The following is a 13,699-nucleotide window of genomic DNA, read 5'->3' as shown; positions in this document are numbered from 1 at the left end:
AACTAAATTAGTTGCAATGGAGATTTTACGAGAATAGGGGAGCAAAAAAAATGCTCTCAATTAAGAGAGCATTTGGTTAATTTTTTAAAAATTTGTTTGTTGTTGTTCCTTTGTTTGAATTTATTTTAACGAAGTAAATCCCTTTACTCAATTCCGAAACATTGATGTTCGAGAAGTTTTTTATGTTTTTGGTATCTAATACAGATTGTCCAAGTGTATTATAAATTTGTATTGATTTTATAGATAGATTTTCATCTGACGAAATGTTCAGTACATCTTTAACCGGATTAGGAAATAAAACAAGATTAGAATTGTCATTGTTTAAGAAATAATCGGGTGTATCCAATGTGCTTTTAGTGCCAAGTAATCGGATTGTTCCATTAGACCAGTTGTTTTTGTATTTTACAAAATTACCTGTTACCAAAAGTTTTCCGTCTTTTTGAATTTTAATGGCAGTGATGTTACCATCAAATCCTTCACCTGAATCAAATGTGGTGTCAATTTCTCCATTTTTCTCTAATAGTTTAAAGTCATTTACCTGATAATCCGTGGTGCTGTTTCGATTAGTAAAAAGTACAATTTGATCATTAGACTGTATTTCCATACCTCGTACAAGATGCGCTACATAAGTAGAATTATATTCAGTAAATGATGCATCTGTAGAGCCATCCGTATTTAAGCGTTTTAGAACACAACTCTTTTCTGTTATAGAATTAAAATTTAGCTGCCCCGCGATGATGATTTTTCCGTCAGATTGTATGCCTGTAGTGTAGATAAATCCGGTTAGGTTTTCATCAGGACGGAAAGTATTGTCAAATGTTCCGTCACTATTAAATCTTGCAATTCGATTGATTTTTGTTTCGTTATAAGAAGTAAAATTACCGGCTACAATTATTTTTCCATCTTTTTGCACTGCTGAAGTGTAGCAGAGATTGTTAAATCCTCTGACAGAAGCAAAGCTAAGATCTTTAGAGCCATCGCTGTTTAATCTTGTAAGACTGTCCTGTCCATCCGAAGTAACTAAGATTTTTCCATCGGAAAGCAATATTAAATTGTATATGCGTCCAAGGTAAATAGGAGCCGAAAAAGAAGCATCTATTGTAAAATCATCATTGTATTTAACCAAACTACTTACGCCTGTAGATTCAATTTTATTTAAGATAACTTTACCATCTGGCAGAACAATTCCTTTTCTAAAGGTATTTTTTTCGCTTTTAGGGGATGTAAATAGGTTTTGGTATAAATTTTTATTCTGAGAAAGCTTGCCATTTTTGTTTAGCAATTTTATACCATCATGATATTTTGTATTAAAGGTACTTTTGCTATTTCCCAGAACAAGAATGTCGCCATTCGGTTTTTCTAAAATATCATTTCCTGCATAAAAAGTACTGGGTTGTTCTTGTGCGTTAATTTCAGAAGTAGCTAAATCTACTTTAATAAATCGGTTAAAAGAAGTACTTCCTCCTGTAAAGTTTACAATATTCTCCGTACAAACTAATAATTTATTATCCGGGCACAACAAAATTTTATTTGAATTTGTGTTTGCGTCTAATTTTGCTACAACTGTATTATCAATGGAGCCATCATTATTAATGAGTGTCAAATCGCTTTTTAGTATTTTATCATTCGAGAGAAGAATAAAATCTTTTACTGTTGCCATTGGGAATCCTGGCACAACGTATTTAAATGATGTGTCTTTAGATCCGTCGGTGTTGAACCTCATAAAACCGGAGGTCCCAATATATTTGAATGTACTGTAACAACCACCAAATAATATTTTTCCATCTTTTTGAATGCCCAATTTACAATCGTACATACTATCATACCCAACAGTATTGTTGGAACAAATTCCTCCAAATCCTTCTATAGCAGTAAATCCTGAATCTAAAGTACCATCAGAATTTAAACGGTCAATTCTATAACTTGTTTCTTTGTTGAATGTATTCTCATAGGCTCTTACTACTTTACCATCAGTTTGCAGTTCAAATTTGAAAATATTATAAGGGTAACCGGAGCCTGGTTGAAAAGTTTTATCCACAGTACCGTCAGCATTTAGGCGCAGCATATTGCGGCCAGTAAATTTTTGATAAATAGAAACATCAAAAACTCCCGCTATTAGTATTTTTCCATCGGGCTGTATTTTTATCGAACGTATAATTGTAATCGTAAATGAATTGAATCCTTTATCAGAAAGATTAAATGTATTGTCAAGAGTACCATCAGCATTTAACCTGATTATTTTGCTCACCGGTTTTCCATCATAAGTTGTAAAAGCGCCACCAATCAGAATTTTTCCATCCGGTTGTATTGCTAAACCTGACGGTGCAGAACTAAACCCTAAGCCAGTTTTGAACGTTTCATCAAGAGACAAATCTTTATTTAGCCTCAAAATATTGTTACCTTTTACTGCATTCTTGTCATTGTACAATTTATAAGAACTGGAATTTCCAACCAGAATTATTTTCCCGTCAGGCTGTAAAGCAAAATCTTTGCTGAACAAAGTTAAACTGGGAAGGTAATCTTTGGTGTCAAAATCCGGGTCAATATTTGAAGAAACTTGAGCATTGCTCGATAATGATATAAAAAAAAGAAATAATAAGAAGTAGTGTTTTTTCATAAATGATTTTTTGTATCAAATATATTGTTAATATTTTATTTGTACATACAAAAAAACAATTGTTTCTTCTTATTTTTGTAGCCTTAAATTTAAGTTATAATAATCTTCTGTGGTAATTTATTTGTCCTAAATGATAGGCTAAATGGGTAGAAAGATGCACTAAAAAGAAACCGGTTGTCATTTCTTTTTCGAAAACAATTTGCGGGTAAATAAGCTCTAAATCGGCTTCGGTTAGGCTGTCAAGGGTGTTGTTTACCACCAAAATAGTATGTTCAATTTTGCTGATGAGCTCAGATCTTGGAATATCTTTCAGGGAGAATTCCAATGGACGATCACGAACATAATCTGTTTTTCCTAATTCGGCACCAATATAGGTATTTATGTTTCCCATCAGATGCAAACAAAGATTTCCGGCTGAATTGGAAATATCCGGTGCAATTGTCCAAATCAGAGCTTCGTTTTGATAGGATTCGATTTCAACTTTTAATTTGTTCAGGTCTCTGTTAAAAAGAATTTTTAAGGTATCGATCAACATGATTTTAAGCTTTTTGGGTTATCGGAATCCAGATTTCTTCTTCAGAATCCGGATCTTCTTTTTTGTATTTTTCACCCATTATGGCAAAGTGCGGTCTTTCATCAACCGTATACGCTGAATTGGGGAGCCAATCTACAAAAATTTCACGATACGTTTTGTGGCCTTCACTTTGAGGGCCTTTATGAACAAAAACAGCATACAATCCCTCAGGAATTACCAAAGATTTCATTTCCTGTGGTATTTCATCAAATGCAGAGACTTCGACTGCGGCCCATTTTTCGAAGGTATTTCCGGGATCAAAATTGTCAAAATGTGCCCTTGGAAAAACTTCCAGAGAATACAAGTCGGTATCTACCATGTTTTTAATTTCTTTCCGTTTCGGCATAAACGAACTCCATAATTCATGAGTTTTGTTTTCCAAAAACGACATTATTACGTATTTACCAATTAGTTTTTTTTCGGATAAGATCTGAATTCTGGCTTCCATTTTTTACTGATTATTGAATTTTATATTTTTTGTAATCGGTTTCACTAAGCGAAAAATAACCTAACGGAAAATTAGCCTTATCGGCCGTATTGATAATATTTCCTCTTACGGTTGCGGGAGGAGACTGAAAAGGTCCGCCAACATTGTTTCCGGCAATACTCACCAGAATGCTCATATAATTGTAATATTGTTTCGAGATGCCGTAATGTGTCATTTCGACTTCATTACCAACTTTTAAATCGTCATCATCTGAAGTGCTGAAATATTCATTCCCCTGAAAAAATTTGTCTTCAGTAACGTAATAAGTTGAGGTAATTTTCGTCGAATATACATATTTAAAAAGATAAAAATTATCGGCATTGGCAGGATCGTTAAAATAAGCACGGGTTTCCACTTTTTTTCCTGATAAACCGCCCTGATTGTTTTGCTCCACCCGGGTTATGGGAGCGACTGATTTCATAGATTCAGTGGCAGTATAAGTAATTCCGCCGGAAATCACCGTTAAGGTATAGATTTCGTCGATTACCGGAATAAAATTCGAGCAAGCATAGCGTCCGGTTTTCGGAACTTCACTAAAATTGAACTTTATATTCTGGCTGTTCGTGATAAATACGGTTGCACCCGAAACAATTGGAATAACATTTTGAAAGTAACCTGTAGTGGTGGTCAGTTTTATGGTTTGTTGCTTTCCTGTAGTTCCTTTTTGCCAGTTTATTGCCGCTTCTATAACTAATTTTGGCGGAGCAGTATCCAGATTAACATCCACAACTTCTTCACAGCCGGTGAGGAAAATGGATATAAAAAGGACAATTAAGAGAGTTGCTTTTTTCATGATGTGTCTTTTATTTTCTTTGGAGGGAAAGTTGGTCTTAAAATTTAAAATTATAGCTAACGGCAGGAACAATTCCGAAAATTGAAGTTTTTACGGCTTCATTTGCAGCGGTATCGGTATTTTGGCGGAAATTAATCGAGGCCGCATTCTGGCGGTTGTATAAATTGTAAATACTAAAAACCCATTCTGCTTTCCATTTTCTGTCTTTGTTTCTTCGGGGTGTCAAAGTTGCCGAAACATCTAAATGATGATAGGCCGGCAAACGGTTGTCGTTTCTTAAACCATAGCTAGGCACCGTGATTCCTAAATACTGATATTGTCCATTTGGATAGGTAACAGGCTGTCCTGACTGAAGCGCAAAATTAGCTCCAAAAGACCATTTCTCGTTCAGGTTATAAGCTGATGTTACGGCTAAATTATGCGTTTTATCATAGGCAGAACTGTACCATTGTCCGTTGTTGATACCGATCTCCTCGGGAGTTCTTCCGGGAGTCTGCTGTTGTGATTTGGATAAAGTATAGGAAATCCATCCGTTGAATTTGCCTTCGTTTTTCTTAAGCATAAATTCGACACCATAAGCTCTCATTCTTCCGTTCAGAACTATTTGTTCGATCGCATCATTAGCGATCAAATCAGCACCATCGATATAATCGAGTCGGTTTTGAATCTTTTTATAATAGGTTTCGACTTCAACGGTATAGGCGCCATTATTAATATTTCTAAAATAGCCCAAAGCAACCTGATCTGCAAGCTGGGGTTTGATGTAGTTGTCACTAGGCATCCACACGTCAAGCGGAGTAGGTGATGAGGTATTCGAAATCAATTGAAGATACTGCGCCATGCGGTTATAGCTTGCTTTAATAGCCTGATCGTCGTTTAACTGATAAGAAACCGAAAGCCGCGGTTCGAAATTGTTGTAATCCTGAATGACCTTGTTTTTACCGAAGTATTTTGTTGAGACAGGGATTCCTTTTTCGTAAATCTGCATATTATTATTGAAGGTTACAGCCTCATTATTGTTGTAATAATTAATAGTAGAAGTACCTAAGCGGTAGAAAAGACTGTAGCGCAAGCCATAAGCAAGTGTAAGTTTTTTGGAAAGCTGATTCTCGGCTTCGATATAAACTGAAGGTTCAAAAGCATATTTTTTGTCCAGCTGGTCCGGATTAATTCCGGATTTTTCATTACTTGGTTTAATGGTTCCGGGATTAAATTCATAGTAAATTCCGTTTAAACCGTAGTTCAGTTTGAATTTATCCGAGATATAGTTTTTGAAATCATACTTGATGTTATAATTTTTAATTCCGGAGTCCCATTTAAAGCCTACAAAATCTAAGTCAAGACCGTAATAGTAATCGCTGTAAATTAGAGATAAATTGGCAAATAACTTATCAGAGTACAAGTGGTTCCAACGCAGGTTTAGGGTCGAATTTCCGTAGATATTGGTAAAGCTCTTGTTCAGACTAAATACGTCGCGGCCAAAATAACCCGATAAATACAAGCTGTTGTTTTCGTTTAGCTTATAACTCAATTTAGTATTCAAATCATAGAAATAAGCAGCGTTGTTTTTTTGATCTTCAGATAACTTTAGAAATAAATGAGCATAAGAAGCTCTTCCTCCAATCAGGAAAGAACCTTTGTCTTTCACTAGCGGACCTTCGGCTAAAATTCGACTTGAAATTAATCCAATTCCACCATTGACGTGAAACTCTTTGCTGTTTCCGTCTTTCTGATAAATGTCTAAAACAGAAGAGGCTCTTCCGCCATAGCGAGCCGGAATTCCTCCCTTATATAATTTTAAATCTTTGATGGCATCCGGATTAAAAACGGAGAAAAAACCAAATACGTGAGAAGAATTAAAGATAGTAGCTTCGTCCAGCAAAATCAAATTCTGATCAGCACCCCCGCCACGCACATTGAAGCCCGAAGCGCCTTCACCTGCATTTGTGACTCCCGGGAGCAATAAAATTGATTTTATGACATCGACTTCACCCAAAACAACCGGCATTCTTTTGATGGTGGCAATAGAGAGTTTATTGGCACTCATCTCAGGCGATTTGATGTTGATTTTACTTTTATTATCAGTAATTATGACCTCTTTAAGTTCTTCACCGCTTTCGGTAATGGCAAAATTATTTTTAGTGTTTTGATTTAAAGTAATGGTTTTTTGAAGAATCTGATAACCAACATAGCTAATTTCAATCTGATGCTCTCCCTTTGGAACAGTTAGAGAATAAAAACCATACTCATTGGTGGTAGTACCAATTTTTAAGGCTGGAATATAGAGGTTTACGCCAATTAAAGTTTCATTGTTTTTAAAGTCGGTGATGGTACCGCTCAGTGTAAATTTTTCCTGAGAAAATGATGTTAGAATAGTAAAGAAGAAAAATAAAAAAGCAGTTATTTTTTTGGTGGTCATTGTCTTGGTTTTGAGTCACATAGTTAGTGATTCTTGTTAAATATTTTTGCACAACAATTGTTAAACATAAGTTAAGAATCACTTTTTCTCTAAGGTTCAAAGGTACACTGGTGTGGAGGTACAGAGTTTTTTTTAGTTCAATTCACAAAAAAAGACAACTGTTGAAAGTTGTCTTTTTAGTGAAGAGATATTTTTATCTCTCTATATTTTATACTGCTATTTTATTTGAGCAATAATAGAGTTGAATGTTTCGCTTGGTCGCATTGCTTTGCTTACTAACTCCGGAGTTGGCTGGTAATAACCGCCAATCGTTTGAGGCTTTCCTTGTGCACCAATTAATTCAGCATCGATTTTAGCTTCGTTAGCTTCAAATTCAGCAGCAATTGGAGTGAAGATCGCTTTTAATTCAGCATCTTTGTTTTGAGCAGCTAAAGCCTGAGCCCAGTAGTATGCAAGGTAAAAATGAGAACCACGGTTGTCAATCTGACCTACTTTACGGGCAGGAGATTTATCATTGGCAAGGAATTTATCATTGGCCTGATCTAAAGTTTCAGACAGAACAATAGCTTTAGAATTGTCTAAAGTTTGTCCTAAATGCTCTAAAGAAGCACCAAGTGCTAAAAATTCTCCTAATGAATCCCAACGTAAATATCCTTCTTCTGTAAATTGCTCAACGTGTTTTGGAGCTGAACCTCCGGCACCCGTTTCAAACAATCCACCACCGTTCATTAACGGAACGATAGATAACATTTTAGCCGAAGTTCCTAATTCCAGAATTGGAAACAAATCGGTTAAATAATCACGTAAAACGTTTCCGGTTACCGAGATAGTGTCTAAACCTTTGATGATTCTGTCTAAAGTAAATTCAGTAGCAGCAACTGGGTTTAAGATGCGAATATCCAGATTTACGGTATTGTGATCTTTTAAATATTTTTGAACTTTTGCGATCAATTCTCTGTCATGTGCTCTGTTTTCGTCTAACCAGAAAACGGCAGGAGTATCAGATAAACGTGCTCTGTTTACAGCTAGTTTAACCCAGTCCTGAATTGGAGCATCTTTGGCCTGACACATTCTGAAAATATCATTAGTTTCAACGTTTTGTTCCATTAAAACAGTTCCTTTGTTGTCTGTTACACGAACAACTCCGTCAGCTTTTATTTGGAATGTTTTGTCGTGAGATCCGTATTCTTCTGCTTTTTGAGCCATTAAACCTACGTTAGGAACACTTCCCATTGTTTTAGGATCAAAAGCACCATGTTTTTTACAGAAATCGATAGTAGCCGTGTAAATTCCAGCGTAAGAACGATCCGGAATAACGGCAATAGTATCTTGTTGTTTTCCTTCTTTATTGTACATCTGTCCTGAAGTACGAATCATTGCCGGCATAGAAGCATCAACAATTACATCCGAAGGAACGTGTAAGTTTGTAATTCCTTTATCAGAATTCACCATTGCCAAAGCAGGACCGTTTTCGATTGCTTTAGTAATGTCAGCTTCCACTTCCGCTTGTTCAGGTCTTCCTGCAATTTTTGCATAGATATCACCTAAACCATTTCTGGTGTCAATGTTTAATTCTGCAAATAAAGTTTCGTATTTTTTGAAAAGATCAGCAAAGTATACTTCAACGATAGCGCCAAAGATAATTGGATCTGATACTTTCATCATGGTTGCTTTTAAGTGTACCGAAAGTAAAACACCTTCTTTTTTAGCATCAGCGATAGCATCAGCAGCAAAAGCTTTTAATTTTTTTACACTTAAAACAGAACTGTCAATGATCTCACCTGCTTTAAGCGGAGTACTGGCTTTTAATACAGTAGTTGTACCGTCTTTTGCAACGAATTCAATTTTTACATCGTTAGCTTCTGCAACAGTAAGCGATTTTTCACTTCCGTAGAAATCACCGTTTGGCATTGAAGCTACTTTTGTTTTAGAATCAGCAGACCAGGCACCCATAGAGTGTGGATTTGATTTTGCAAAGTTCTTTACTGCTCTCGGTGCTCTACGGTCAGAGTTTCCTTCACGTAAAACCGGGTTTACGGCAGAACCTAAAACTTTAGCATATTTTGCTTTGATTTCCTTTTCGGCATCGTTTTGCGGATCTTCAGGATAATTTGGAATTCCGTAACCATGTGCCTGTAACTCAGCAATAGCCGCTTTTAATTGCGGTACCGATGCAGAAATGTTTGGTAATTTGATGATGTTAGCATCAGGCTGTGTTGCCAACTGACCCAATTCAGCCAAGGCATCTCCGGTTTTTTGAGCAGCTGTTAGAAGCTCAGGAAAATTAGATAAAATTCTGCCAGCCAAAGAGATGTCTCTGGTTTCAATAGCGATACCAGCAGTACCCGTAAATGCTTGAACAATAGGTAAAAAAGAATAAGTCGCTAACAAGGGCGCCTCATCAGTTAAGGTGTAATAGATTTTCGAATTCTGTGTCTATTTTTTTTTTTTTATAATCGTATCGCCAGAGAATGGCAATGTAAAAGGTATAGTCGGCTCAGAATGAGCGGAGCAAATATAATAAAAACAGTCCGAAAACGGTGTAGTTTTCAGGAGAAATGCCGAAATTATCAGATTGTTATTTCGAGGTCTTTAAATTGTCAAATCGACGATTTTGGTATTAAAAAATTACAGTTTTGGCATTCTGAAAATGAAGTCCAAAAAAAAACTCGTTTCAAATGATATGAAACGAGTTTTTTATAACCAATAGATAAATGATTATCTTCTTTTATCTTTAATCTTAGCTTTTTTACCAGTAAGTTCTCTGAAGTAGAAAATTCTAGCTCTACGTACAGCTCCTTTTTTGTTGATTTCAATTTTTTGTAAAGCTGGTAAGTTTACTGGGAAGATACGCTCAACTCCAATAGCTCCAGACATTTTACGAATAGTGAAAGTTTCTGTGTTACCAGAACCTCTTCTTTGAATAACAACTCCTTTAAAAAACTGAGTTCTTGTTTTTTCACCCTCTTTAATTTCGTAGTAAACTGTGATAGTATCTCCAGCTCCGAAAACAGGGAAATCTTTTTTAGCAACGAATTCGTTTTGAACGAACTTTAATAAATCTGCCATGATAATTTTTATTATTGTTTATTTAGAGTAACATTCACGTATTTCGCCAGAGGTTAGTCTAATTCGGGTGCAAATGTAAAAAATAATTGTAAATTATGAATTATAAATTGTAAATTATTTTAAGTTGCTGATAAATTGAGGGTTAAGAGTTTCAGGTTTCAAGTTTCAAGTTTTGATTCCGGATCATAAGAACCTGAAACTTGAAACCTGAAACCTGAAACTTGAAACTTGAAACTTGAAACTTGAAACAAAAGAAACTTTTTATTTAGGCTGCTGCTGCGTCACACAGTGGATCATTCCCCCGTTAGCGTATAAATTACGAACGTCGATACCAATTACCTTTCTGTTAGGATACAAGCTTTGAATCAGTTGATTGGCAACAGCATCATTAGGATCATTGTAATTAGGAACCAATACAACTGTGTTTCCAATGTAGTAATTAACATAAGAACCTTTGTAGCCTAATTTTTTTCCATAGGTCGTTACCACTTTGTTTTGAGTCAAAGGCAGTTTTAGGAAATTGTATTTTTTACCTTTTAAATCTTTTGAATTGTACAAAGTAGGAATGTCTCCCTCCGGTACTTCCCAGTACAGTAAATCATCTTCGCTCATCGTCACGATGGTGTTGTCATTACCAAATCGTGCAAACCCGTCAATGTGCATGTCGGTAATTTCTTTTCCTGCTTTTCCGTTAAGCCAGATGAAGTTAGACACTCCTAAATATTTTTTAAAAATGGCTTCAGCTTGTGCCTGACTCATTCCAGGATTACGATTTGAGTTCAGAATAGAGCTTTTAGTAGCTAATAAGGTTCCTTTTCCATCTATTTCTACAGCTCCGCCTTCGTTGATCATGATCGCATTTAAATCTACAACAGTTGTGTTTTGATCTGCGGCAATTTGTGCTGGTATAGTGTTGCAATTTTTAAAATCAGCTTTTTCTCCCCAGCCATTAAAGCCCCAGTCCTGAATTACCAGTTGATTGTTTTTGTCTTTTACATAAATTGGTCCATTATCTCGTACCCAAACATCATCCGTTTTATAGATTTTAAAATCGATAGCAGAAAGAGAAACTCCTGCATTTTGTAATAAAGTTGTAATTCTGTTCTTTTCGTTGGTATTATAAGCAACGATATGCACCTTTTCACTTGTCGACAATGATTTTGTCATGGCAACCCATGTAGCATCCAGATCATCTCTATAGTTTATACCGTATTGATATTGGTGTGGCCATTGCAGCCAGGTTCCTTCATGCGGAGCAGATTCTTCAGGCATGGTATACATAATCTCGCTTTTAATGGATTCAGTTGGTTCGTTAGGTGTTGCAGACATTCCGTCTTCCTGGCAGGAAGTAAACAAAGGAAGTAGTACTATTGGTAAAAATAATTTTTTCATCTTAATTTGAGTTTGTTGTGAATTAACTTGTTTAGCGTCATTGTGTTACTAGTATTTTGACGGTACAAATGTATTTCTAAAACGTAATCCGGCAGTTGTCCAAAATGGACAAATCAAATAAGCGGAATAAAAATCGCTGTGAGATAGTCAGATTCGTTATCACAATTGTCGCTTGTTTTCAGGTATTGTTCAATAACAGGCAAATGTGAAAGTTCATAATCATGGGTTAGAAACCAGCCACCAAAGATTTGATTATACGTTTCTTCAAGGGTGTGGTAGCTTCCATGGTGAAAAAAGCGAGCATATTTGCCCCCAAAAATTTGCTTCTTTGGAAGGTTTTTAAGAACAGCGGTTGTCGCAATGCAGGCTTCGTAAGTACAATTTATTTTTTCGGTAATTAAAATGTCATCCGTTATAACTCCGAAGAAGCGAGCATCCGTTTCAGGGAATTCATTTTTTAAAAGAGTCTCCCAAAGATTTTCTATTTCGGGATTAATATAATGCGTTTTGGAGCTAAGGTAATAAACAGCTGTTTCCGGAATTACAAGTATTTCAGGCTTTAAAAAGGAGGTAAAAGATTGAAGAATACCCGTATCGTTTAATAAAAGTTCTTTTTGATTGCGGGCTAGTGAAGGAGCACAGTCGAAATGTTTTTTGAAGGTTTTTGAAAAAGACTGTACATCGGCAAAACCTACTTCAAGTGCAATTTCTGAGATTTGTTTGTTGGAGTAGATCAGTTTTTTGTACCCGTTTTCTACTTTCAATCGGGTCTGATAAGCGCCGATGGTTTCATTAAATAAAGAATAAAAAATGCGTTGCAAATTCCTGTAAGAGTAACAGGAAATACGCTCCAGAGAATTTATTGAGATGATTTGATTGTAATTCATCTCAATATAATTCCGTGTATTGTAAATATGTTTCAGATTAAAATCGCTCATTTTTTATCTTTTAGAAAGAAGTAACAAAAAAGATAACGATAATTACAGCTTTCAAGTATGATGGAGAAGAATCACTAAAAATAAATGAGAAGGGAATATTTTTTATTTTTCTTCCAATAAATCCGGGCGTCTGTTTTTAGTATGTTCGTAGGCCATATCCTCGCGCCATTTGTCAATTTTAGCAAAATGTCCGCTCGTTAGTACTTCAGGAACTTTCCAGCCTTTATAATCTGCAGGTCGTGTGTATATAGGGCCCGAAAGCAGATTGTCCTGAAAACTATCAGTCAATGCTGAAGTTTCGTCGCTCAAAACACCGGGAATCAATCGGATTAAAGCATCAGATAATACTAAAGCGCCTAATTCTCCACCGGATAATACATAATCGCCAATTGAAATTTCTTTGGTAATAAAATGGTCACGAACACGTTGATCTACCCCTTTATAATGTCCGCAGAGAATGATAATGTTTTCATACATCGACATCGTATTGGCCATTTTTTGATTTAGAGTTTCTCCATCAGGCGACATATAGATAATTTCATCATACTCACGCTGACTTTTTAAATGTGTGATACAGTCATCAATAGGCTGAACTGTCATTACCATTCCGGCACCACCGCCAAACGGATAATCGTCAACACTTTTTTGCCTATTTGTGGTGTAATCACGCAAATTATGAAAATGAACTTCTACTAAACCTTTGTCTATGGCACGTTTCATAATCGAAGCCTCAAACGGACTCTTTAATAATTCAGGTAAAATTGTAATAATGTCAATTCGCATTTTTTTTCTTCAATAGTTCTAAGATGCAAAGATACAAAGTTAATTTTTGTGAATTTTCAAGATTTGAAAATGAGAGAAAATAATTAAGAGACTGCTCAGAATGAATTGCTAACGGGTGTGTTATTTGGTGATTTGTATTTAAGTGTTTGTTAAACAGTTAAATACGTGACAATTATATAACATAAAGCAGTTAAAATGTAAAAAAAAGATGCCTAATTTTAAGTAATATTACGATTCAATCATCAAAAAATAAAATCCCATGAAAAAGCTATTAGTATTAACTGTTCTATTGATTTTACAGGCATGTTCAACAGCTAAAAATGCAAACGATCAATGGATTGGTCAGTCTAAAAATAATCTTATAAAGGCGTGGGGACCTCCCATACGTACTATAAATAATCAGGATCATGGGGAAATATTAATTTATGCAGATCAGGTATATGCAAATACAAATACAAGTGAAGGTACCAGAATTGCCGGTTCAAACTATTGGAATTACACTTATATATACACCCGTAAAGACGGGAAAATTTATTTGTATAAAACCGATAAACAACAGCAGCCGCCACAAACGATTGCTGTAAAATAAACGGATTGATTGTTTTTTATAAGAAAATAGCGCTGATT

General features: G+C 35.5%; 10 protein-coding genes and 1 pseudogene. 1 reads left to right on the top strand and 10 read right to left on the bottom strand.

Translation table 11 applies throughout. The annotated features are described in order from the left end of the window. Positions 1-76: 76 nt before the first annotated feature. The 10 genes and pseudogenes from C245_RS0104760 to trmD all read right to left on the bottom strand — a co-directional run bounded on the left by C245_RS0104760 (position 77) and on the right by trmD (position 13,072). Positions 77-2,617, bottom strand: a complete 2,541-nt coding sequence (locus C245_RS0104760) for a T9SS type A sorting domain-containing protein (protein ID WP_017495440.1) — start codon at positions 2,615-2,617, stop codon at positions 77-79. 94 nt (positions 2,618-2,711) lie between these two features. Continuing rightward, positions 2,712-3,152 (bottom strand): DinB family protein, encoded by a 441-nt coding sequence (locus C245_RS0104755; RefSeq protein ID WP_017495439.1) that lies wholly within the window; start codon positions 3,150-3,152, stop codon positions 2,712-2,714. A 4-nt stretch (positions 3,153-3,156) separates the two neighbouring features. Beyond that, the gene (locus C245_RS0104750) at positions 3,157-3,639 is read right to left on the bottom strand and encodes a GyrI-like domain-containing protein (protein ID WP_017495438.1); all 483 of its coding nucleotides are present in this window, start codon (positions 3,637-3,639) and stop codon (positions 3,157-3,159) included. 10 nt (positions 3,640-3,649) lie between these two features. Further along, positions 3,650-4,471, bottom strand: a complete 822-nt coding sequence (locus C245_RS0104745) for a DUF4249 domain-containing protein (RefSeq protein ID WP_026109873.1) — start codon at positions 4,469-4,471, stop codon at positions 3,650-3,652. Positions 4,472-4,508: 37 nt separating this feature from the next. Continuing rightward, positions 4,509-6,890, bottom strand: a complete 2,382-nt coding sequence (locus tag C245_RS0104740; protein WP_017495436.1) for a TonB-dependent receptor — start codon at positions 6,888-6,890, stop codon at positions 4,509-4,511. A gap of 216 nt (positions 6,891-7,106) precedes the next feature. Beyond that, a pseudogene (locus C245_RS0104735) lies at positions 7,107-9,326 on the bottom strand (NADP-dependent isocitrate dehydrogenase); the annotation flags it as partial. Positions 9,327-9,608: 282 nt separating this feature from the next. Beyond that, on the bottom strand, positions 9,609-9,959 hold the full coding sequence (gene rplS, locus C245_RS0104730) for a 50S ribosomal protein L19 (RefSeq protein ID WP_017495434.1): 351 nt from the start codon (positions 9,957-9,959) through the stop codon (positions 9,609-9,611). A 261-nt stretch (positions 9,960-10,220) separates the two neighbouring features. Next, positions 10,221-11,351, bottom strand: a complete 1,131-nt coding sequence (locus C245_RS0104725; protein WP_017495433.1) for an agmatine/peptidylarginine deiminase — start codon at positions 11,349-11,351, stop codon at positions 10,221-10,223. A gap of 113 nt (positions 11,352-11,464) precedes the next feature. Next, positions 11,465-12,289 (bottom strand): GyrI-like domain-containing protein, encoded by an 825-nt coding sequence (locus C245_RS0104720; RefSeq protein ID WP_017495432.1) that lies wholly within the window; start codon positions 12,287-12,289, stop codon positions 11,465-11,467. A gap of 102 nt (positions 12,290-12,391) precedes the next feature. Next, positions 12,392-13,072 carry a tRNA (guanosine(37)-N1)-methyltransferase TrmD gene (gene trmD / locus C245_RS0104715; protein WP_017495431.1) on the bottom strand — a complete coding sequence of 227 codons (681 nt, stop codon included), beginning with the start codon at positions 13,070-13,072 and terminating at the stop codon, positions 12,392-12,394. A 259-nt stretch (positions 13,073-13,331) separates the two neighbouring features. On the opposite strand from trmD, the gene C245_RS0104710 reads away from it, so the two are divergent. Then, the gene (locus tag C245_RS0104710) at positions 13,332-13,661 is read left to right on the top strand and encodes a hypothetical protein (protein ID WP_017495430.1); all 330 of its coding nucleotides are present in this window, start codon (positions 13,332-13,334) and stop codon (positions 13,659-13,661) included. The last annotated feature ends 38 nt before the right edge of the window (positions 13,662-13,699 follow it).

Origin of the sequence: Flavobacterium sp. WG21, assembly GCF_000335775.1 — a bacterium.
Classification (GTDB): domain Bacteria; phylum Bacteroidota; class Bacteroidia; order Flavobacteriales; family Flavobacteriaceae; genus Flavobacterium; species Flavobacterium tructae.
The sequence above is the reverse complement of the archived record's forward strand: the minus strand, read 5'-3'. Positions and strand labels throughout refer to the sequence as shown.